Origin of the sequence: Vibrio sp. OY15, assembly GCF_000742455.1 — a bacterium.
In the GTDB taxonomy this organism is placed as follows: domain Bacteria; phylum Pseudomonadota; class Gammaproteobacteria; order Enterobacterales; family Vibrionaceae; genus Vibrio; species Vibrio alginolyticus.
Window position 1 is genome coordinate 623,420 of the sequence record NZ_JPIL01000009.1, and the last position, 22,871, is coordinate 646,290.

General features: G+C 43.6%; 20 protein-coding genes. 11 read left to right on the forward strand and 9 right to left on the reverse strand.

Annotated elements, in window-relative coordinates:
- Nucleotides 1–10 precede the first annotated feature (10 nt).
- The 8 genes from IJ23_RS13120 to yegS all read left to right on the forward strand — a co-directional run bounded on the left by IJ23_RS13120 (nt 11) and on the right by yegS (nt 8,100).
- Nucleotides 11–973: a DUF58 domain-containing protein gene (locus IJ23_RS13120; RefSeq protein WP_017821549.1), complete on the forward strand. Its 963-nt coding sequence runs from the start codon at nt 11–13 to the stop codon at nt 971–973.
- Nucleotides 974–1,552, forward strand: coding sequence for a DUF4381 domain-containing protein (locus IJ23_RS13125; protein WP_033906481.1), 579 nt, complete (start codon nt 974–976; stop codon nt 1,550–1,552).
- Complete coding sequence (locus IJ23_RS13130; RefSeq protein WP_033906482.1) at nt 1,545–2,615, forward strand: vWA domain-containing protein; 1,071 nt, start codon at nt 1,545–1,547, stop codon at nt 2,613–2,615. Before IJ23_RS13125 ends, IJ23_RS13130 begins: the two co-directional genes overlap by 8 nt.
- Entirely contained in the window at nt 2,608–4,338 is a 1,731-nt protein-coding gene (locus tag IJ23_RS13135; RefSeq protein ID WP_033906483.1) for a vWA domain-containing protein, read from the forward strand. Before IJ23_RS13130 ends, IJ23_RS13135 begins: the two co-directional genes overlap by 8 nt.
- Nucleotides 4,335–5,636 carry a BatD family protein gene (locus tag IJ23_RS13140; protein WP_033906485.1) on the forward strand — a complete coding sequence of 434 codons (1,302 nt, stop codon included), beginning with the start codon at nt 4,335–4,337 and terminating at the stop codon, nt 5,634–5,636. Before IJ23_RS13135 ends, IJ23_RS13140 begins: the two co-directional genes overlap by 4 nt.
- 49 nt (nt 5,637–5,685) lie before the next feature.
- Nucleotides 5,686–6,111 (forward strand): bifunctional diaminohydroxyphosphoribosylaminopyrimidine deaminase/5-amino-6-(5-phosphoribosylamino)uracil reductase RibD, encoded by a 426-nt coding sequence (locus tag IJ23_RS13145; protein ID WP_005376542.1) that lies wholly within the window; start codon nt 5,686–5,688, stop codon nt 6,109–6,111.
- Nucleotides 6,112–6,283: 172 nt separating this feature from the next.
- Nucleotides 6,284–7,189 (forward strand): LysR family transcriptional regulator, encoded by a 906-nt coding sequence (locus tag IJ23_RS13150; RefSeq protein WP_005376541.1) that lies wholly within the window; start codon nt 6,284–6,286, stop codon nt 7,187–7,189.
- Between the two features lie 8 nt (nt 7,190–7,197).
- Entirely contained in the window at nt 7,198–8,100 is a 903-nt protein-coding gene (gene yegS / locus IJ23_RS13155; protein WP_033906486.1) for a lipid kinase YegS, read from the forward strand.
- Between the two features lie 81 nt (nt 8,101–8,181).
- On the opposite strand, the gene IJ23_RS13160 is transcribed toward yegS, so the two are convergent.
- From IJ23_RS13160 to IJ23_RS13175, 4 genes are all read right to left on the reverse strand, one after another.
- Nucleotides 8,182–8,517: a YgiW/YdeI family stress tolerance OB fold protein gene (locus IJ23_RS13160; protein ID WP_005376539.1), complete on the reverse strand. Its 336-nt coding sequence runs from the start codon at nt 8,515–8,517 to the stop codon at nt 8,182–8,184.
- Between the two features lie 15 nt (nt 8,518–8,532).
- Entirely contained in the window at nt 8,533–9,180 is a 648-nt protein-coding gene (locus tag IJ23_RS13165) for an AcfA family outer membrane beta-barrel protein (protein WP_033906487.1), read from the reverse strand.
- 165 nt (nt 9,181–9,345) lie between these two features.
- Nucleotides 9,346–10,959, reverse strand: a complete 1,614-nt coding sequence (locus tag IJ23_RS13170) for a VRR-NUC domain-containing protein (RefSeq protein ID WP_033906488.1) — start codon at nt 10,957–10,959, stop codon at nt 9,346–9,348.
- Nucleotides 10,960–11,027: 68 nt separating this feature from the next.
- Entirely contained in the window at nt 11,028–12,260 is a 1,233-nt protein-coding gene (locus IJ23_RS13175; RefSeq protein WP_017635352.1) for an L-lactate MFS transporter, read from the reverse strand.
- 577 nt (nt 12,261–12,837) lie between these two features.
- Between IJ23_RS13175 and IJ23_RS13180 the strand changes: the two genes are divergently transcribed.
- Entirely contained in the window at nt 12,838–13,194 is a 357-nt protein-coding gene (locus tag IJ23_RS13180) for a hypothetical protein (RefSeq protein WP_005376535.1), read from the forward strand.
- A 103-nt stretch (nt 13,195–13,297) separates the two neighbouring features.
- Here IJ23_RS13180 and dcuC read toward each other — a convergent pair whose 3' ends face one another.
- Both dcuC and IJ23_RS13190 read right to left on the reverse strand, forming a co-directional pair.
- Complete coding sequence (gene dcuC, locus IJ23_RS13185; RefSeq protein ID WP_005376528.1) at nt 13,298–14,665, reverse strand: anaerobic C4-dicarboxylate transporter DcuC; 1,368 nt, start codon at nt 14,663–14,665, stop codon at nt 13,298–13,300.
- Between the two features lie 359 nt (nt 14,666–15,024).
- Nucleotides 15,025–16,149 (reverse strand): acyl-CoA desaturase, encoded by a 1,125-nt coding sequence (locus tag IJ23_RS13190; RefSeq protein ID WP_005376527.1) that lies wholly within the window; start codon nt 16,147–16,149, stop codon nt 15,025–15,027.
- A gap of 271 nt (nt 16,150–16,420) precedes the next feature.
- Here IJ23_RS13190 and IJ23_RS13195 point away from each other — a divergent pair, with 271 nt between their 5' ends.
- A complete protein-coding gene (locus IJ23_RS13195; RefSeq protein WP_005376525.1) occupies nt 16,421–16,969 on the forward strand; it encodes a GNAT family N-acetyltransferase in 549 nt (182 codons plus the stop codon).
- 89 nt (nt 16,970–17,058) lie between these two features.
- Here the strand turns inward: IJ23_RS13195 and IJ23_RS13200 are convergent, their stop codons facing one another.
- The gene (locus IJ23_RS13200) at nt 17,059–17,676 is read right to left on the reverse strand and encodes an HAD family hydrolase (RefSeq protein ID WP_017635351.1); all 618 of its coding nucleotides are present in this window, start codon (nt 17,674–17,676) and stop codon (nt 17,059–17,061) included.
- Nucleotides 17,677–18,039: 363 nt separating this feature from the next.
- Here IJ23_RS13200 and IJ23_RS13205 point away from each other — a divergent pair, with 363 nt between their 5' ends.
- Complete coding sequence (locus IJ23_RS13205; protein WP_033906489.1) at nt 18,040–20,085, forward strand: hybrid sensor histidine kinase/response regulator; 2,046 nt, start codon at nt 18,040–18,042, stop codon at nt 20,083–20,085.
- Between the two features lie 103 nt (nt 20,086–20,188).
- Here IJ23_RS13205 and cqsA read toward each other — a convergent pair whose 3' ends face one another.
- Both cqsA and ylqF read right to left on the reverse strand, forming a co-directional pair.
- Nucleotides 20,189–21,370 carry an alpha-hydroxyketone-type quorum-sensing autoinducer synthase gene (gene cqsA, locus IJ23_RS13210; RefSeq protein ID WP_017635350.1) on the reverse strand — a complete coding sequence of 394 codons (1,182 nt, stop codon included), beginning with the start codon at nt 21,368–21,370 and terminating at the stop codon, nt 20,189–20,191.
- A gap of 337 nt (nt 21,371–21,707) precedes the next feature.
- Complete coding sequence (ylqF, locus tag IJ23_RS13215; protein ID WP_005376521.1) at nt 21,708–22,652, reverse strand: ribosome biogenesis GTPase YlqF; 945 nt, start codon at nt 22,650–22,652, stop codon at nt 21,708–21,710.
- Nucleotides 22,653–22,871: the final 219 nt, after the last annotated feature.

Here is a 22,871-nt window from a genome sequence, read left to right on the forward strand (position 1 = left end):
GGGAGGCATTATGGCTAAGCCAACTCTTGCGCCAAAATCACAGGGGATGGACCCCCGTTTGTACTGCGATTACGCTCGTTTAGTACGTCTGCAAGCACAAGCAGAATCATTCAGTTTACTCCCTCACCTAAAAGCGGGTAGCGTACTCTCTGGCCGACACAATTCGTTGTTTCGCGGTCGTGGATTGAACTTCGAAGAGCTGCGCCATTACCAATTGGGTGACGATATTCGTAACCTTGATTGGAAAGTTACGATGCGTACAGGTAAGCCGCACGTGCGCAGCTATACAGAAGAAAAAGATCGCAACGTAATCGTGTGTGTCGACCAGAGAAGCACAATGTTTTTTGCTTCGACGCAAGTAATGAAATCGGTTGTCGCGGCAGAGATCGCAGCGATGTGTGGGTGGCGAGTATTAAAAGATGGAGACCGAGTCGGTTTTGTCATCGCATCCCCGCAGGCGTTGTTTCACAGCAAGGCACAGCGTTCGCAAAACGATCTTCTGGCGCAACTTAAACGTCTCGCTAAAGCCAATCAATCGCTCAATGTGGACTCCTGCAATTCCGAAAAAGTAACGTTCAGTCAATGGATTGAGCTTATTAAACGCATGAAGCTCAAGCAATCCACTTTGATTTTTATCAGCGACTGGAGCGACTGCGAGGAGCACCACCTTGATCACCTTAAACAGCTACAACAGCACAACGATGTTCTTGCAGTGATGGTCAGTGACCCATTAGAACAAGCGCTACCAGACGATTTGGCAAAATCGAAATGGGTGGTTGGTGATGGGCAGTATCAACTCAATTTAGACAGCAAAGCAAAGGTAGAGGCTGCGAGCGCAAAGCTTGAGGCTCGAACTAGCTTACAGCGTCAATCACTCTCTCAACTTATGGCGATGAAACACCTTCCGCACATCGAACTCGATACGACAGGTGAGCACATTAAACAATTCCAAAAACTGGTAGGAGGGCGTTAAATGAGTGATCTTCCTACGCCTCCAAGTACCTACATACTCAGAGAGCTGCATGATGTGGCCGTACCATCTAGCGTGAGTTGGTACCCGCAAACTATTGGCTGGAAAATTTTAGCGGCGGTTGCGTTCATTGCATTGGTATATTTCGCATATCGCTTGGCTCGGCAATGGTGGCATAATCGTTACCGAAAAGAAGCTCTACTGGCGATTTCGCAAATCAACCCGAGCGACAAAGACATGCCAAAAGTATTATTCTCTGTGCTTAAAGTAGTGCTGATTCATATTGATAGCCGCAACGCGAAATTGTTTGATACCGCCTTTCTGCGCAAGCTCGATGCGCTGTATCCGCAAACCGAAGATTCTCAAGCAAACTCGCTTGTGGTCTTTAACGATGAGCTTTCAAAGCGCTGGCTACAAAGTATTGTCGACCCAAGCGTTACGCTAACCAACGAAGATCGTGTAACGCTTATTGCTCGTGCGAAAAACTGGGTGAGTGAGCACCGTTGTGATGCTCAAAAAAGCGCGGCAAATAAATCACCACGATTGAAACGCAAAGCACATCAGGGAGGTCAACATGAATGATCTTCTTGCATCGATAACTGGTTTGTCTGGTTTTGAATTTGCTCACCCAATGTGGTTTCTGGTTTTGCCCTTGCCGTTGGTGGTGTACTACTTGGTGCCTGCATATCGCACTAAGCAAATGGCGATCAAAGTGCCGTTTTTTAGTCAGCTGGTGGAAGCGATTGGCGAGACGCCATCAGAAGGTGCAAGCCAGTTGACCCCGAGTTGGTGGCAACGAGCAACGTTAATTCTTTCATGGCTTTTGGTGGTGTGTGCGATGGCAAAACCCACCGTGTTAGGCGAGCCTCAAGTTCGCGAGAGTTTAGGCCGCGATGTGATGGTGGTGGTGGATCTTTCGGGCTCCATGGCCGAGCCAGATTTCACCTCACGTACAGGCGAAAAAATTTCTCGTCTTGATGCGGCAAAAGAAGTGCTGTCGGAGTTTGTTCAGTCTCGTAAAGGTGACCGATTAGGCTTGGTGCTTTTTGGTGATGCTGCTTTCGTGCAAACGCCATTTACCGCAGACCAAAAAGTGTGGCTCGAACTGCTTAACCAAACCGATGTGGCAATGGCAGGGCAGAGTACCCATCTTGGTGATGCGATTGGTTTAGCGATTAAAGTTTTTGAGCAAAGCGATAAGTCGCGTAGTGCTTTAGAACAAGACCAAAACCGTGAAAAAGTCGCGATTGTATTAACCGATGGTAACGACACGGGCAGTTTTGTTGAACCGATTGATGCGGCGAAAGTTGCGAAAGCCAAAGGCGTGAGAGTACACGTCATTGCGATGGGCGATCCGGAAACGATAGGTGAAACCGCGTTGGATATGGACACGATTCATCGCATTGCGAAAGAATCCGGCGGTGAAGCGTTTGAAGCACTCAACCGTGATGAACTATCGGCTGCCTACGACGAAATTGGCAAACTGGAACCTCAACTTTACGAAAGCACCACATACCGCCCAAAACAAAGCCTTCACCATTACTTGATGGCGTTAGTGGTCATCATGCATTTGCTCGCGTTCAGCGTCGCAACACTTAAAAGAAGGGCTGTTACACGATCATCATTAGGAGAGAGCGATGTTTGATTCTCTTAGTTGGACGCAATTCTTTACGCAGTTTCATTTTATTCGACCACTGTGGTTACTGGCTTTGATCCCCATGTTTTTCTTGGTGTGGTTACGCTGGCGAGAAGAAAGCGAGCCAAGCTGGAAGGATATTCTGCCCGAACATTTACGCAATGCTTTGACGATAGGTGAGCGAGGCTGGCGTAAGCAACTGCCGCTTAAGCTCTTGATGCTGATTGTGTTCATCGCCATTGTGATTTGTGCAGGCCCAACGTGGCAACGAGAACCTTCTCCCTTTGGCGAAGATAAAGCCTCTATGCTTGTGGTGCTTGATAACAGCGACTCGATGCTGCAAAAAGATCTCCCACCAAGCCGCCTTGAGCGTTCCAAACAGAAAGTACGCGATTTGCTAGCCGTGCGAAAAGGCGGAAAAACGGGTTTAGTCGTGTTCGCGGGCAGTGCTCATGTCGCAATGCCTATAACTCAAGACAGCAAAGTATTTGACCCATTTTTGGCGGCCATTACGCCAGAAATTATGCCCGTGCAAGGTAAGCTTGCCGAAAAAGCCTTGCCGTTAATTGATCAACAATTGCAAGGTCAACCAGGCTCCACCGTTCTGTTGGTGAGTGATGGCGTTAATCCAGCCACGATTGAGCAATACCAAGCGTATTTCTCGGGCAAACCTTATCAACTGTTAATTCTTGCGGCAGGGAATGCTGACATTGTGAGTAACAACCCAATGGATTTGGATTCTCTACAAAAACTGGCTAGTCAGACTAACGGTCGATTGGTGGAAGTGACTGTCGATAATAGTGATATCGAGCAACTGAACCGATACGTTGAGCGCAATATGCAGCTTAATGGCGAATCTTCAATGCCTTGGAAAGACATGGGTTATCAACTTCTGTTTCCAATCGCGTTGATCATGATGCTGTGGTTTAGAAAAGGGTGGTTAGTGCAGTGGTGCGTGATTGTAATGATGAGCGGTACACTGTTGATGCCGACCAGTGCAATGGCGGAGAACATTTCTGTTAAAGCCGAGCAGCCACAAGTTGTGCAAAAAGTGACGACCTTCGACAAGGTGGCGCAATGGTGGTGGGATTTGTGGCTGACGCCAGACCAACAAGGACAGCGTTTGTTCAACCAACAAGCGTATTTAGAAGCTGCAAAACACTTTGTCGATCCATTACGCAAAGGCACGGCGTACTACTACGCTAGCGAGTTTGAGCTCGCGCACAGTGCGTTTTTGGAAATGCAAAACGACCCGTCTGAAGAGGTTCGAGATTACGGTCTTTATAATGCGGCGAGTGCATTGGCGCGTCAGCGTGAATATTTGGCTGCACGTGACTTGTTAAAATCCCTAGCCAACAAGCCAACGTTGAGCGAGAGGCTAAGACCGGATGTTGAGCATAACTTGAAAGTGATTGGTGGTATTGTAGAGGACATCAACCGTATGAGTGAGAGTCAGGCAGGAACAGAGCAAGAAGCATCAACCGAGCTAGGCGATAACCCTCAAACCGCAGAAGGGGCGGATGAAAAAACGTCAGCGGAGTTGATGATTAAAGAGACGTTAAGTGCAGACGACATCTTAGGTAGCCAAGAATTAGCCGACAAATGGTTAAAGCGAGTCGAAGCGGATCCTAAATACTTCTTAAATGCGAAGTTTCAGATTCAATTGCGTTCAATAGAAACCGGAGAATCAACCTCTACTGCGAACGAAAATACAGAGGAGGCGGTGCAATGATGAAAAGCCACCGTTTTACGCACTTTGCTTTACCCTTGTGGTTAGTTATCTGTTTCGGTTTCCTCCTGAGCAGTAGTGTGTTGGCTCAAGATATTCGTGACGTTCAACGAAAGCATGGTGTTGAGTTACAAGCGTGGGTTGGTAAACAACCAACGGCTGGAGAGAAGCGTAAAACACCAAGTTTTAGCGTCAATGAGCAAGTTATTTTAACCATCGAAGTGGCAACGCCGCGTTGGTTTACGGGTGGTACGAGAATTGGCAATATTGAAATACCCAATGTTATCGCCAAACAACGTAATCAACTAGCAACCAACTTTACTGAGCAAAAAGAGGGACAAACTTGGTCGCGTCAACGCTGGGAAGTGACTTTGTATCCACAAGCATCTGGTGATTTTGTGATTCCACCTGTCGCTGTGGGCGTTCAGGTGTCGGCGCCGGATGGCGAGAAGGTGTCAGGCACACTTTATACGCAGCCGATTAAGTTCAAAACTGTCTTGCCATCGGGATTGTTGAGCGGTGATACGCCTTGGTTTTCTGCAACGCACGTAGACGTAAAACAAGAGTGGGAAACCTCCACTGAGTCACTCAAAGTTGGGGATGCAATCACGCGTAAAATCACCATTTTGGCTCAAGATTCACTATCTGTATTGCTACCAGACTTGTTGAAAGGAGAATCAACAACCCGTTATCAAGCATATCCTCAACCCCACCGTTTGACAGATACGCAAACACGTGGTGATTACCAGTCAACACGCACAGAAGAGAGCGTGTACGTGATTCAACAAGGTGGTGAATTAACCCTGCCGGATTATGAGTTCCGTTGGTGGAACAGTAAGACTCAGCAAGTGGAAACGGTGATGTTAGAGGGCAAAACTTTTGCCGCGAAGCACACGTTGAAGTCCTTCATCAGAACGTACTTTGAATGGATTGTTTCCACGCTTGTGTTGCTGGGTTTTGTGATTATTTCATTGGTAGCCATTAAACGTTACTACCGCAACAGACCGACACCAGCATGGCTGACGTTTCACCGTTTGTTAAAGGCTAAACGTTGGTCTGAAGCAAGGACCATATTGTACAAACAATTGCGTTTAAATACGGCCGAGCTAGAAATGACCAAAGCCGATACGAGTGAATCGTGGCAAAAAAGTGCGTCGCGAATGCAAAATGGTGAAAATAGCGCTCATTTACTGAAGTCGATGTGGCGCAAAATCCAGACCAAACAAAAACGCTTTAAATTCCGTATTCCGCGAGCGTTACCAGAACTGGACAAAGTCATTGGAAGAGATGGCAATGAATAAAACGGGGCGCTAATATAGCGCCTCGTTTTTATTAGAGAATAGAGTTCAAATGAGCCAAGAGTTTATGCGCCGCGCATTGGAAGTGTCCAAAAATGCGCTTCCTGAATGTCAACCCAACCCGCCGGTTGGCTGCGTGTTAGTGAAAGACAATCAAATCGTTTCTGAAGGTCATACTCAAGCGATTGGTGGCAATCACGCGGAAGTGGAAGCGCTGAATGCGTATCAAGGCTCGTTAGAATCGGTGACGGCATACGTTACGCTGGAACCGTGTTCGTTTGTTGGTCGCACGCCAGCTTGCGCGGTGACATTAGTCAAATCCGGCATAAGCAAAGTCGTCGTAGCCATATTGGACCCCGACCCACGCAACAGTGGTCGAGGTATCGAGATTCTAAAACAAGCAGGTATAGAGGTAGAAACTGGTTTATGCGGCGAGGAAGTCAGCGAGTTTCTTACCCCTTACCTAGGCAAAGCCTAAGTCAAGCTTTACGTTGCACTATGGTGCCAGTTTATGTGGTGAATGAAGTGCGTCAAAATTGAGTTAAAACTCATTAAAACAAGCGATACCGCCCATTTATTGCACTTGGCTACGTGAAGGATCATGCTGTTAGATTAAAATAGAGAAAGTGACTTTTGAAAAATTTAATAGCATGAAACCGACCGACCTTAATCTTATTCCCATTTTCACTGCCATCTATGAAGAGCGTAACTTGTCTCGGGCGGCGGCGCGTTTAAACATCACCCAGCCTGCGGTGAGTAAAGCGCTAGCAAGGCTACGTGATATCTACGATGATCCATTGTTTCATCGTTGCGTTAAAGGTGTCGAGCCTACCTCGTTTGCGATGGATATTTATCCTGCTCTTCTAGCTTCAGTACAAAATTTCACTTCGACATTATCGGCCTCTAGTGAGTTTGACCCTAAAGTGTCGAATAGAGTGTTTTCTATTGCCTGTGTGTCCGTTGCAAGTTTTGAGTTGCTACCTCAAGTCATGAAACAAATCCGTGTGTCGGCGCCAAATGTTGCATTAGAAGTACATCCGCTTTTTACGGAAGATTTTGAAAGTGATCTGCGGTTACAACGATACGATTTGATCATTGATATCACACCAAGAGCAAGAACGGTGCTAAAACTGGAAACTGTACTTACGGAGCGTTTGGTAGTGGTATGTAGCGAAGCGCATCCCCGCCTGAATGACGAGATTACGGCTGAACAATTTTTTGAAGAAGAACACGTAGTAGTTTCGCAGTGGCAGAGTCGTAAGAGCCTGTTAAACGCCGATGACATTGTCGACTTGGATAAGAGAAAGATTAAGTATCGAGCCTCAGGCGTACTAGAAATGCTCCCAATTATTTGTGGTAGTGAATACATTGGTTTAATGCCAGAGTCGATGATCAACTTGTTCAATAACACCTATCATGTTAAATCTTTATCAATGCCATTTGATGAACAAATGTATGAGCTTTGCACAATCTGGCATCCTAGTCGCACAAACGACAGCGCCCATCAGTGGTTGCGTTCACAGATTAAGCAAGCAGGAAAAGTCATCAACCAATAGGAAGTGCAATGAAAAAGACAATACGTGCCATCCTTAACGGAAAAAAAGCTGGGAATCCAGAGTTAAGAGATGCAATCATGAAAATGAGAGACAAAGGCATCGACGTACAGGTGCGTGTGACGTGGGAATCTCAAGACATGCCGCGGCTAGTAAAAGAAGCGGTTGATGAAGGCATTGAACGTATTGTTGTCGCTGGTGGCGATGGGACCGTCAATGAGGCGGCTTCTGCGATTATTCAAATTGACGAAGAAAAACGCCCTGAGTTAGCCATTATTCCCCTTGGTACCGCCAATGACTTTGCTACCGCTATTCAAGTACCTAATTCCATTAAGGCGTCTTTATCTCTTGCTGTTGAGGGGCAGTCCGCTTTGGTCGATTGCGTCAAAGCGAACGATCGCTGCTTTATTAACGTGGCAACAGCAGGGTTTGGCGCAGAAGTTACAGCAGAAACGCCTGTTGAACTCAAAAACTTTCTTGGCGGTGGAGCTTACACGCTAACTGGTGTTGTAAAAGCACTTGGCTTTAAACCATATGACGGAACAATAACGATTGAAGGTGGTGCGTATCAGGGAGAAATGTTGCTCGGTGCGTTTTGTAATGGGCGCCTTGCTGGAGGTGGGCAAGAGTTAGCTCCAAAAGCGATGATTAATGATGGGCTGATGGATCTAACATTGGTGCGCCCATTTTTACCTCATGAGCTGCCTAAAGTAATCGACGAGATCAATAACCCGAGTGAGAAAGGAGAGTTTGTGAAGTACACAAGAGCAAGCTGGTTGGAGATAGACTTCCCGAATCCATTACCTCTTAATTTAGATGGAGAACCCTATCATTCGAGAACCATTAGATTTGATGTTCAGCCTAAGAGTATACGATTAGTCGTACCGCAAGATTGCCCTTGCTTGACTAGCTAAACGAGCGTTTTCCATGATTATTGCGTAACACAGCCACTAAAATGTGGCTGTGTTATTTGTGTTGAGGTATTAGTCAACTTCTTAACGTTTTTGAATGGTCTCAACGTCTATTTGCGTAGTTGTCCAATCTGAATCAACCTCTCCTCGAATCATTACGGTATCTTTTGGTGTCACTTCTTGACCCATCCAATCTTCGTTGTCGATCTCTACTTCGATCTCACCAGTGTTGTCTTTGAACAAGTAAGTCTCGTTACCAAATGATTGAACAATATGCCCGGTTAGCACTACAGCGCTGTCGTCGGTTGCGTTGCGCGCCTCTTTCACCGTATTGATTGCACTGACTTCTGGACCATTAAACGCGGCGAAAACCGAGCTTGAAAGTAGGGCAAGCATGGATGTTAACAATACTCTTTTCATTATCATCTCCTTATATTAGAAGTAATAAGTTGTGCCTACGTTAAAGGATGCAGTGTTTGCGTAGCTGTCTAGTTGGTATTTAGCGTTTGCGCCAATGGTGAGCTTTGGCAACACTTGGTATTCCGCGCCCACAGAGAACATTGCGCCTAACTCGTTGCTTTTCTCCGAGCTATGGAAAAGCGTGTTGCTTATTTCCACATCGTCATTCGCGACAAGCTCATATTCTTGATGTTGAGCAACCTTGGCGTCGTATTGCGTGTAAGTTAAACCCGCTTTGAATTTTGTTGTCCATTTATCACTTAATGCATAGCTAAACACTGGTGCTAGCGAGACTTGTTTGGCTGTGATAGAGGAATCCCAATCCATTTCATGATGGTAATCTTTGCCATCGATTGACTTGATACCTAGGTTTTTTGAACGACTATCATCAAGGTCAAACTGGCTGTAACCCAGTTCCAATGCCCAGTTGTCATTAAATGCGTAACCGACAAAGCCTGAGAAAATACCGTCTTCAAGCTCAGGGTTGAGTGTTACGTTGTCAGTTGAAAAGTGAGGTTCCAAATCATGGTCAGTGGTGCCTAGTCCATATTCCAGACCTACATAAGGAGCCGCAGATACTGAAACTGAGCAGGTAACAAGTAACGCAAGAAGTGTTTTGTTCATTTTATTTTGCCTCTTCAAATCAACTTAGTGAGTAGAAGCGCATTTTGTGTGAAGAAGCGTGAAGCGATCGTGAAGAAACGAAAAAATGTTTAGAAAAAAGAGCAAGGGGCGATAACCGAGGGGCGGTTTGAGTGAACAAACACCAAGCTCTTTATATAGAGTAAGTTAAGTTGCTGCGACGTAACACACCGCAAACGGGACATTAAGGCGAGTAAACTCTTTAATCCAACGCCATTGGTTGTCTTGGAGTTTATCTCCTGGGCCTTTTACTTCAATCCATTCGAACTCGTTTCCTTTGAAAGCAATCAGATCAGGCATCCCATTGCGGTAAAGCTTTAGGTCACTCAATTGTATTTTAAATAGCGCCACCAACATGCTAGTTGGGATTGTATCGAGTGCCGTTTCGAGTAGCTCTTTACTTATTAAGCTCCAATGCACAAATGGATTGCTGATACCAAACTTCTCATCGTACCTAGTTAACAACGTATGAGTATTGCCCGTTTCCAACTCATCAAACGTCGCATCTATCAAAGCTTGGCGCTTGGTAACAAAATCAGAATGGTACAAATCCAGAGGACGATGTTGATAGGCATTGATGAATGCGCCTTCGATGGGAGCGAAAATCGCATCCCAAAAAGTGAGACCAAGTAATGCATTAAGCAGTGCATTTTCGGTGTAAAATACTGTCCAGCCTAAAGACTCAAAATACGCTTTGCTGGCGAGTTCGACTCTCTGTTGAGATAAATCCAGTTCAAGGCGGTATTCCGTACAGGTTGGCTTCGTCACTCTTGGCACTTTCTCGCCTTGTTGTCGTTTTAACCGTTGCTCAAGTTTTTGTGCAACTTCGAGCTCAGACACATCGATCGGTGAGTTAAGCATATCTGTGACAATGTCACCAAATAAATCATCATGGTTTAATTTGTCATAGATACGTGCGCGTCGTTCTCGGCTCGGTGTGAGTTGAGTTTGCCCAAATAGAGATAGGGCGGTCTCTAGATCATTAAGCCGTTCGTAATCACGTGCTATGTCATTCAACATGTGCTCGCGTTTACGATCTACGTAACGGTGTTTAACGGGCTGAGGCATTGCCTCAATTAATAAGTCGAGATTGGCTTTGTCTTTTCGGTCAAATTGCCAGTACAGGTTGGCCAACTGGCTCAGTTCAATTAAACGGTCTATTTGCTCACGTGAATCAAAGAAACGGCGCACTTTACTCAATTGATATTGCTCGAACTGATGCAAACCTAAGTCATCAAGCACAAACTGACTTAAGTCTTGATGGGTGTTGGCAAAAAACAGAGTGAGTAACACGTCGATCATATGAGCAGAATTGAGTTTGACGATCGTAAACTCAAGCCGCTCTATACGATCAAATTCCGTATTACTCAAATGTTCGACAAGGGCGTCTTTCTTGAGTGATTTCGGCAGTTCGGGATAAAGCGCGGAGATTTCTGGTTTGGTCAGTAAATTAGCCGCTAACTCTTGATGAGAAAGGGGGGGGGAAAGGGCTACAAACTCATGCTGACTCAATTCTGCCAGTGCTTCATTGATAGAAGGTATTTCTTGATAACTCAGCTTATCACTTCGAAACCAACATCCCTTTCGGCTGTATAAACGCACCAAAAGGCACTGGGCGTGTTTGCTCAAAGAATCAAACGAGCAAAGCCATGCGTGTTCTTCCTTGGTCAGTAAATCGCTGTACCAAGTTACTGCGTGATGAGTCAGCTTAAAGAAGTTCTCTAGATAGTAGTCTGGTGCAAGTTCGATAGGGCTTTCCATAAACGACCGATAACAAAAAAAGGCTTAACCCATAGGTTAAGCCTTTTTGCTATCAAATCAATTCGCAATTATGCGTTTTTTAGCTGTGCTACTTTCGCTTCAGACAATGGCTTAGTGATGAACGCAAGTACGATACATACTGCCATCATTGCCGAAGAAATTGTGTAAGCCAAGGTGTAGCCGTCGCCATTTGTCATCGAGAAACCAACAACCGCTGCGCCGATTGCACCACCGATACCCCATGCTGTGTAAAGTACGCCGTAGTTAGTGCCGTAGTTTTTCAGACCGTAGAACTCAGCCGTTAGAGTAGGGAATACCGCTAGAAGTGTACCGTAACCTACCGCTGCGATTGCTGTACCGATGATCAGTGTAAACTCAGAGTCGAACGTCGCGAACAGCACCATGTTTACGCCTTGTAGAACGAACGCAAGTAGAAGCGTACGAACACCGCCGATTTTATCTGCAAGCATACCCGCGGCAACACGACCGCCAGAGTTAAATACAGCAAGAATAGACGCTAGGTAAACCGCGTTTGGCAAGTTTGCTTGAACGCTTGCGATTGTCGTGATGTTACCGATGATCATTAGACCAACAGAAGCTGCAAACGCGTACATGATCCATAGAGAGTAGAACTGTGGCGTTTTCAACATTGCTTTCCAAGTTAAGTCATCTGACTTTTTCACCGCTTTAGGTGCTTGGCCTTCTTTTACTTTAGGCTCCGCAGGTGTGTAGTCTGCTGGTGGGTTGTTGATGGTTGCTGCAAGAGGAACCGCAATCGCTAGGATACCAACACCAAGAACCATAAAGCTAGTTTGAATGCCCATGCTGTCTATTAGCGCAGAAGTTACTGGCGCAAGGTAAATAGCCGCTAGACCAAAACCTGCCGCAATAATGCCGTTAACCATACCTTTCTTCGAAGCGTGGAACCACTTCATCGCAGAAGGTGATAGGCATGCGTAACCAAAACCGATACCTGCACCTGTGATCACACCGAAGGTAATGTTCAGCATGAGTGGAGTGTCAACAAAGCCAGACGCGATCATGCCCAGACCTGTAAGAACAGTACCTAGGATAAGGATCATTCGAGGGCCCATGCGGTCTTGGAGAATACCTGCAATAAGAAGACAGATAGAGAAAGTGATGGTTGCAGTTGCGTAAGGTGCAGAAGCTTCTGCAGCACTCCAGCCTGATTCAGTTACCAGTGCCTTGTTGAATACACTCCAAGCATACAGGATGCCAAGACAAAGGTTGATACAGAACCCTGCTAACAGGATGCGCATAGCTTTATCAATCTTGCTCATTTTTATTCTCAGTTTTTCCTCTTATTGGCAATGCCGCAAAGAAGGTTGGTTTAAAGATGTTTTTTCTCAAAATTAGTTTGCGTTTTTCAACGTTTAACGCAATGAGCGCGGATTATAACCAATAAATATGTGATTGGAATCTCTTTTTACGGTTACTGATAAAATAATTTGCAACATTAAAAGTGGATGTGAATTCATGGTTTTGTATGTGGTAAGAACGTTGTAAAAAAGTGACATTTTTTTGTTCACTAATAACGAATGATGAGTCAAGAGAGAGAGGTTTTACGCTGTTGAGTGCACAGTTCACATTTCAAATAAAAAATTTCTAAATGTTTCCATGTTAACCATCTGTAACAAAAATGGCGAATTTATCATCTGACTGTCGTAAGTATCAGATGCAAAGGGTTTCTTAATTCTTAATTGTTAACCTTTTGTAATAATTGAAGCTGATTAGCTTTTATGTACATTAAGTGAGCAAAAAAGTAACTTGTAATTGCTGATTTTAGGCGCAGAATATAGTGAAAAATGAGTTTTCATTTATGAAGGGATGCTTTTTAGATTTGTTGTGAGGTGACTTATGAAACTGTTCCTATTACTCATGGCTTCGGTATCCGCTGGTATCGCATCAGCAGACCACATCCATTCATTTATGTTGGGCTTATCTATTGCTTCTTTAGCGGTAGGTAGCTGTTATTTCTTCGCATTTCGCAGCTCGCGCTTTCCACAGCTTGCTTTATTCCTACTCATTTGCGGTATGCTTTCTAAGTTGACGATAACCGTAGTCGGTGTGATGTGGGGAATGTCCGCGGAATTAATCACGTCTCCAATCGTATTCGCACTTTCATATTTATTCTTTTCGCTTGCCGTTACCTACTTATGGTTTAGCTACAGAGAGAGCATCACTAAGATTCCTGACCGATTTAAGTCAGCGTAAATCAACACATTAGAATAAAAAAAACGCCAGCACATTTGCTGGCGTTTTTAATTAAACGTAATTTTGTTCGGATATTGCTTTTAGTTTGATCGTGGCAATACCGTTAGGCACTCATTGGAACAAGCACCATAGTACCAATAATCACCGTGATAAGGCCTGCTAGAACTGGAACGGATGTGCGTTTTACAACCTCAAACGGGCTGATGTTTGCCATACCTGATGTCGCAACGATTACGCCAGATACTGGTGAGATAGTACGGCCTAGGTTTGATGCTTGAAGCATCGGGATAATTAGGAAAGCAGGGTTTAATCCCATTTTCGCAGCCAAAGATGGTGCTAACTCCACGAACGCATAAAAAGGCGCGTTACCCGAACCCGTTGCAATTGCTGCTGCAACTGTCAATGCAGTTAGAATAAGCATTAAAGCAACGCCGCCTGCACCAGCATTATCTGCTAGATGAAGTAGGTTATCGATAGCTCCGATAGACATCAGACCTTGTGCAAAAACCCCTGCGGCAACCAAAAGCATCACAACGCCTTTGAACGCGTCAGCCATGCCTGCGTAACAAGAATCTAAATCTTCTAGTGATTTCTTACCATCGAACTTATTTACAACATAATGGATCAGAGCTCCAAGGAAAATCGAACCAACCACAATAGTGTAGATGTCTAGACTAAGTCCTGGAATGGTACGACCGTTGAATAGGAAAACGCCGATGATAGGTAGAAAAGGAAGAGCTGCATAAAACGCTGGTGCGTCAGCTTTGATCTCTGATACATCAATTTTTTCCATTGGTGTATTTTCTTTCTTATCTAAGTATTTGTTCCAGAAGAACGCTGCCGCTGCCATGACAATGATTGCGCAAATAGAAACAGGCAACACAGTTTGTACCGCAAACACATCAAGCTCTAAACCAGACTTTTCTGCTGCGATAACAACATCACCAGAAGTAGGAGAAAGGATGATTGCCGCTGGAGAGGCACACACTGCAACGGCTGCTGGACGAGAAATGCCCATCGCGACCATCATTGGGAATAATGTCGCCATTAATAGTACGCCAAGGCCTGTTGCAGAACTTACCGCAAGAGACATTAAACACGCCACAATGTAAGCCGCTACCAAAAGGACGTAAGGAGACTTGATGACAGAAAGCGGTTTAGAGAACTGTTTCACTACCACGTTGTTCGCGCCGATATGAGTCATGTATGACGCAAAACCACAAAGCAGCATGATTTGCATACCAAGACCGCCACCGCGGTATTGAAGCATGTATTTCACGTATTCAAGCGCATCTGTCACCATGTTACCAGTTGAGGTGATTTTTGACGGCAGCACGTCGTGCCCCAAAACGCCAGTCATAAGAAGTAAAGCAATACCAGCTGTCAGTAACACGCCTGCAGCTTTATAGCCTTTGACAATAAAGTAACCCACCGCAATGGTAACCACTAAGCCAATTAAGAGCTCTAACATAGGGATCTCCGAATGTTATGTAAAAAAGAAAGAAACTGTTTCAGTTTATGACAAGGAATTTACAGAATTCTTAGCTGTGGCACGAGACAAATATGGGGCTTGCATGATCTGAGACAAATAATAATTTAATAAATAATTTCGTTAGATTGTATTGTTGGAATTTGGTTTTCTAAGTGTTATGTGCTGGTTTGAAGCTATTTATAGGAAGGAAAATATGACTAGGAAAGTGAATGAATAATGAGTGAATTGATTCACAATAGGAAAAAGACTTTACTCAATAAGCAATTATTGGAAAACACTCTTCACAACAAAAAAGCTTCGCCGAAGCGAAGCTAAGTAATCGTAAGAATGAGGATAAACTATGCGTATCGACGAACCATAAGGTTCCAACTACGCTGCTGCCGTTCGAACTCTGCTTTAATTTGCTGATACTTCATTTTTGTTACAGAACATTCGTATTTTTTTACCACACTGGCAGTTTTGGCACCGAGTACTTCTTTGCGCATCTCGTAGTATTCCTGCATGTGATGAACTAGAGTATCAAACTCGTGCTGTAGCTGATCGAGGATCGTTTGCGTGTTCGGTTTCGATTCTAGCTTTTCTCTTGCTTTCTTCAAAAGTTGACTCGCACGGGCTTTTTCAATTCTAAATGTAGGCGTTGTGCGCAACTTAGATGTGAGTCCTAGCCAAGAACATGACTTTATCAACCACTTCGTTGGGTCGTAATGCCACCAATACACGCCATTGCGATAGTCATTCTCGAAAATATGATGGAAATTATGGTAACCCTCTCCAAATGTGAAAAAGGCGAGTACACCATTATCGCGAGCAGTGTTTTTGTCTGTGAAAGTTTGCTTACCCCAAATATGTGCGAGGGAGTTAATGAAAAAAGTTGTATGGTGACTCATAAAGAGTCGAGCTGCACCAACGACCAATAACATCCCCCAGATATCACCGTATATCAGTCCTAGTATTACTGGGAAACCAATATTAGTCAGTAGGGCAAGTGGAACATAATACTTATGCTGCCACATGACGATTTTATCGCGCTTTAGGTCACGGCAGTTTGTATATTCGTTTTCCTTTGATTTATTGTAATCACGTAACATCCACCCAATGTGAGAATACCAAAAACCCCGCTTGGCTGAGTACGGATCTTTATCGTTATTGTCGACATGTTTGTGATGCACACGATGATCAGAAGACCAATGTAATGCACTATTTTGCAAAGAAAATGCTCCTCCAATCGCAAAAATGGCGCGCAAAATAGGATGAGCTTCGTATGTTTTGTGGCTCCAGAGACGATGATAGCCTGCTGTAATAGAAAGGTTAGTAAAACTAAATGCAATCACTCCCCAAATTAGATGTTCCCAACCCAGTCCAAAATGATATGCATACCAAGGCATTACAATAAAAGTTAGAACAAAACTGGCAGAAAATATTAATGTATTCAACCAGATAACAGGTGGTTTGTTTTGAGTCACAGGTGTATCCCTAACTTTGAGCTAACAACTGTTCGCCAGAATATCAGCGTACACATGTAAGTCAAATTAAAGTTAGACAAATGTGACTATTCCTTTGGGTGTAGATTAAGGAACTTGATGGGATATTTTGCTTTTAATTGAATAATGAGTAGTATTAAAAAATGAGCTCTGGCTTAAGGTGTATAAAATCTGCCAAGAAACAAGTGTTATAAAGGTGGAATATACCGAGACTCTATAAAGAAGCAAAAATGTAAGAAAATAGGAATACGTAATGGATTTACGATTAGCGGAATATAAGGACTACGAGCGCATTGCGCATCTTCATGCGGATAGCTGGAAGCGTCATTACCGTGGCATTCTTAGTGATAACTATCTTGAGAAAGAAGCGATTGACGACAAACTACTGATTTGGCAAACCCGTTTGACCAACCCACCATTCAATCAGCACATTGTCTTGGCGGAGGAGGGAGGTTTGCTACTTGGCTTTGTTTGTGTGTTCGGCAACCATGATTTCGAGCGTGGAACCTTTATTGACGCATTGCATGTTGATGACAGTTACCGTGGTCGTGGGATTGGTAAGCAGCTATTACTTGCTGTCGCAGAATGGCAACAGCAGTACTTTAAAGACACAGGTCTTTATTTAGAAGTTGTGTCGCAAAACATTTCTGCGATTGAATTCTATCGCCACATTGGTGGTCAAGAGGATCAAGAGCGAACTTGGCGCGCACCTGATGGCAAAGAGGTGTTAGAAAAAGTATTCCGTTGGAAGAACGCCCAGTCATTAGTTAGTGGGATTGAGGAAAACGTGATTTACTCCTAACCTAGCGTTCTAAAACATTAGATAAGAGCAGTCTCAACACTGCTCTTTTTTGTTTATGCACCCTAACGTTATGTTTTATTGAAAGCTTTCTAGAAGTTAACCCCCATGGCTTTTAGTTCGAGCTCACATTGCTGAGCATTTTCAAACTGAATAGCAGCCATGCCAACTGCTCGGGCACCTTCAACATTGTAAGGCATGTCATCAAGAAATACTGTCTCTTCGGGGTTAAGCTGATACTTTGAAAGTAGAGTTTGGTAGATCTCCGCTTGTGGTTTTAGTAATTGAACTTCAGAAGAGATGATTGCTCCATCAAACAGTGGCCAAAACTCATAGGTAGTACGAAGATGTTCCACAATTTCGTTGATGTTGTCTGTGAGCGCATATACGCCATATCCGGCTCTTTTTACTCGTTTTAACAGCTCTATACTGCCGTAAAGTAATATTTGAGTGTGTTTTACATAATAAAAGAAGCGGTCCATTTCTTCCGTCGTTACTTGGTGTTCACGTTGATAACGCTGTTTTGCTTCCCTTTCGGAGATCGTCCCTTTATTTAAATCTTTCCAGATTTGTGATGAAAATAGCATCTGAGCCATTTTCTCTGATTCTACGGAACCACCAAATGTTAAGCGAACGATTTCTACTGGAGACCAGCGTACCAACACATTACCTACATCAAAAATGACATTTTTTATCTGGACAGAATTCATAACACACCCCAAGCCAATTGTTCTTCACCACGCTATATGCGGTGAGTGCTGTTTTTGAATCGTTGGAAAGTCGTGCCAAAGGCGCGACTTAAGTTTCTTACACAAAATGAGATTAACATCCAATTGGATACAGAGCGATTATCGCAAAATTGCACTAAACTATATGCAACTTTGTTTATTTGGTTGTAAATCAAGTGTAGCTGTCTTAAAAGATTGAAACTAAAGATAAGTATTGCGAGCTGTTTACGTCATTTCGCGCTGCTTATAAATGATGATTAATATATAATTAGTTAATAATAAAACGATAAAAGTGAATCAAAATCACACTATTGTGCGTCAGGCGGAGTAAGCAAAACAGATTATATGGACTCGATACGTAAGGTTTATCAATATGCAGAACCAAACCTAACTCTCGTTGGCTGGATGGGGTTTCTTGGCTTTCCGCTGTACTACTTTGTCTGGGAGTTTGCCTTTCCACAGGCTTATGAAAATTTACCTCTTAGATTGTTTTGCTCGTTATTGTTTTTCGGCATCATTTTTAGAAACCGCTTATCATCGACTTGGAGAGATTATGTTCCTATTTACTACCAAGTGACGATAACGCTGTGCTTACCGTTTTTCTTTTTTTATATGTTACTGATGAATGACTGGTCCAATGTATGGGTTATGTCGTTTATGTCTGCAATTTTCTTACACATTTTACTGGTTCATGTTACTAGGGTCATGTTTGCTCAAACCTTTGCTGGGATAGGTTTAGCAACATTCTTCGCTTGGGTTGCAAAAGGGTTCCATCTTGACTTGACCATGGATTGGACTCATGTGCCAATCTTTCTGTTTATTTATGTCTTCGGTAATTTGTTCTATTTTCGTAACCAAGTTGAACATGAAGCGAAAGTCTCGCTGGCAAAATCATTCGGGGCAGGGATCGCACATGAAATGCGTAACCCGTTGAGTGGGCTTTGCACTTCAATAGATGTTATCCAGTCGATCTTGCCCAACATGAAAGAGGCAGGAAAAGAGCAGTACGTCATGAGTGTAGAGGATGTCACCTTATTACGTGAAGTGAGTCAGGATGCAATGAACATTATCCAATCGGGTAATGAAACCATCGATTTATTGCTGACTTCTATTGATGAAAATCGAGTTTCTCGTTCTAGCTTCAAAAAATATTCAGTTCACTCGGTCGTTGAACAGGCAATTGAAAGCTTCAGTTATAAACGTGCCACTGATCGATTTGCCATATCGCTGGATGCGAGAAGTGAGTTTGAGTTTCTAGGTAGTGATACATTACTTAAATACGTTATGTATAACCTCTTCAAGAATGCCTTCCATCACCGTAAATCTGAAGATTTTCACATACATGTATCCATGATAAGTTCAGAACGCTTTAATCAAATTGTTGTAACCGATAATGGTGCTGGCATTGCTCCTGATGTTCTACGCAATATCTTTCAAGACTTTTACACCACTGGCAAATCAGGAAGTTATGGTTTGGGTCTACCGTTTTGTAAAAAAGTCATGCGTTCATTTGGGGGGAACATTGAGTGTCAATCTCAGTTAGGGGAGTGGTCTCAATTTACGTTAACTTTCCCACTAACGACATCTGATACCGTTACTGAAATCAAAAACGATCTGACTAAACTCAAAACCATTCTAACGGTGACTAGCCAAGATATCTTGGTGTCTAAAGTAACAGATATTAGCCGTTTTATGGGCTTTGACTCGACGATTTTAGATGCCAACCAAGTACTCAAAAAGAAAGAGTACGAGTTCGAATTCGATCTGATTTTTATCGATCTTGAGAGCTTAGATCCAAGAGCAAACCAATTGGATAGATTAGAATCTCTCTTGTCTTTCACTGAAGCACGCATAGTTTATCTTTTTGAGCATCATCCGACTCAGAGAGCACGTAAGGCTGCATATGAACCTATTTGGATCGAAACGCAAGCCTGGTTATTGAATACTAAACCAACTATTGAGCGTCTCTTATATGATTCAAGCTATGTATCGACACCAACGGCCTCGGTGACGTTAGATAATTCAAATAAGCGCACAATTATGGTCGTGGATGATAATGAATCTTTGCGTAAATTCACGGCAATGTTACTTGAAAAGCAAGGCTTTGAAGTGATTCAGAAAGAAGACGGGCAGCAGGCTCTGGATACACTAGAGCAAGAAGATGTTGATCTCATTCTGATGGATATCGAAATGCCAATTATGGATGGTGTAGAAGCGTCTAGGCGAATTCGAAGCTCGGATAAAAACTATGCGTCGGTACCTATTATTGCACATACAGGGGATAGTTCACCTGTCACGTTGGACAAAATTGGGTCTTCGGGTATGTCTGACTTCATCGTAAAACCGGCGGATAAAAATCGTTTGTTCGATAAAATCGCAAACTGGATCTAATCATTCGCGACTTGTTTTCTTGAGGCGAGTTGCTCACAACGAATAATACGAATAAAGAGCTCAGCAAAACTGTTGAGCTCTTTAGTTTTATCTACACACTAACTTACACAAACTCTAAGTCAGGGTGTGCAAATGCTTGTTGGCAGACAGTGAGTACATGATCAACTTCAGCAGCTGTCATGTCTGCATTGACTGAAAAACGGATGATGTTTTTGTTCCTTCCAGTTGCAGGGCGGCAAAACACTGCGCCGTAAACATTTCGCTCTTCGAGAAAGTCGCGGACTCGCTCAGTGTTTCTCTCGTTACCACATTCTAATGCGATAATTTGTGATTCACTGCGAATAGTAAATCCAATGCGTTTTAAACCAACGGCTAAAGACTTGGCTCTTTCAAACAGAATATCTCGCTTATCATCTGATTTTCTTATGACGTCCAGTGTTTTCTCTAGCCGAATGATCTCTTGCGGTAATACGGTAGAACTAAATATTGCAGGGTACGCCACAAACGGAAGCGTCTTCGCCAGTTTTTCTGGGCCTAAAATCGCGCCAGCACGATAAGCAAATGTCTTGGCAAGACTAACGGTAATAAAATCTACCTTATGAGTTAAGCCAAGACCCTGCAGTATCCCCGCACCTTGTGGACCGTGTGTACCTAAAGAGTGTGATTCATCTACAACCAGGCCGCAGTCAAACTCCTGTGCTATTTCGTAGATATCACGTAGAGGAGCGATGGTCCCGATAGTGCTGTAAACCGAATCCACAACAATGATCCCTGAACCGTGACGTGAAATCTGCTTTCTTAGGTGACTGGTGTTGTTATGCATGAACGGATGAATTTGTGCTCCGGCAATACGTGCGCCTTCCCACAAAGACATATGTGCAAAGAAATCAATGTACACAGGTATGTTCGGTGCACAAATAGTCTGCAATAAACCGACATTCGCAGCCCAACCAGATTGAGAAAGTAGACAACTAGGCATACCAACGAAACTGGCTAGTTGCGTTTCAAATACAGGTTTCGATTCATCGTCTTGTAAGAAAATTGCGGACATCACGACGTTGTCATCGTGCTGGGAAATCGCATCACGATGCGCGTTTTGAATCTCCTTATTATGAGACAGTGCAAGGTAATCATTGCTTTGCAGGACAACGGCATTACACGGTGGGCGTTTACCAAGAACAAGGTGTTTTTTGTTCTCATTCGGTTCGATTAGATCTTGAATATAAAAATCTAGGCGTTCCTCGATAAAGGAGGGAAGTGGTTTGCTTTGTATAGTTTCACTCATAATAAATCTCTTCTTCATATGGAAAAACGCCAGCGCTGACACTTATTCATATTGCGGATTTTGGGGAGAGTGTCACTAACCAGGTTGCATAAGTTTGCAGACCCTTGCAAACTCGACATTTGAGGGTTGGATGGTGGCTGTAACTCTATAGGGGCCCGGGGTCTAAACTAGTTTGTGCTTAAAGTTTATACGGCGATTTTGCGGTGTTTTTTCGTGCTTCATATCTGGGATTTTGGATGAGGAATATAAAGTTTGAAAAGTGAAAAAAATGGGCGCATTAGATAACAAAAAAGGCGCGAAAATCGCGCCTTGAAACATGAGTAGATAAGAGACAAGCTTATCGCTTATTACGTAAATAGCGCTTACGACGCTCTTCTTTACGCTTCGCTTTCTCTTCTTCTTTACGGGCGGTTTCAATCTCGACTTCAATCAGCTCTTGAGTGATCATTTCTGGGCGTTCTAATGTAATTTGGCCCAAAGTGCCTTGACGAAGTTCGTGCAATAAGATCTCTGATACTTTGTGCAAGTCAACACGTCCACCTGCACGTAGTGCACCGCGGCGACGACCAATTTCTTCCATGATCTCGATATCTGATTCTGGAAGCTCTTCAATTTGATAACGCTCTTTAAGTTTGTCTGCATAATGAGCTGCTAGGTATTCAATGGTATAGAATGCGACTTCGTCATATTCCATCGCTGTATCTTTTACCGCGCCAGTAGCCGCAAGGCGGAAGCCACTGTGTGGATTTTCCACTTTTGGCCATAAAATCCCTGGAGTATCAGATAATACGATGCCATTTTGCAGGTTGATACGTTGTTGACGACGTGTAACCGCGGGTTGGTTACCTGTTACAGCGATTGTTCGACCTGCGAGGGTGTTAATGATCGTCGACTTTCCAACGTTTGGGATGCCCATGATCATGGTGCGAATGTTTTTACCAATTTCTTCTCGGTGTGGGGCAAGTTTGCGGCAAAGCTCCATGATTCGATGCACTTCTTGTGGTTCAGAAGTCGTGATCGCCATTGCTTTTACATGTTGCTCTTGCTCCAAGTGCTCAATCCACAGTTGAGTTAATTCTGGATCGGCCAAATCACGTTTGTTCAAAACTTTAACGACAGGTTTGTCACCACGGATTTGAGAAATCAAAGGGTTTTCACTACTGAAAGGAATACGAGCATCCAGTACTTCGATGATCACATCCACTTGAGGGATTGCTTCTTCGATCTCTTTACGTGCTTTGTGCATGTGGCCAGGAAACCACTGGATTGAGTTATTAACCATTTGAATTTAATACCTTAATTTTTCTAATGCTCCAGCGGTTGTAAAAGTAGCAATGTGAGTCTTGAGTAATACAATACTAGAACGCATTTTCTAAAACAGTGTTTACTTCAAGCTGCTCGAAACCGCGGAGTTGAGCTTTCTTTCATGTTAATACGCCAGTTTATCATGGAATGATGATGAATCATTCAAGATGAAAGTAAAAAGCTATGGCGTGCAAAC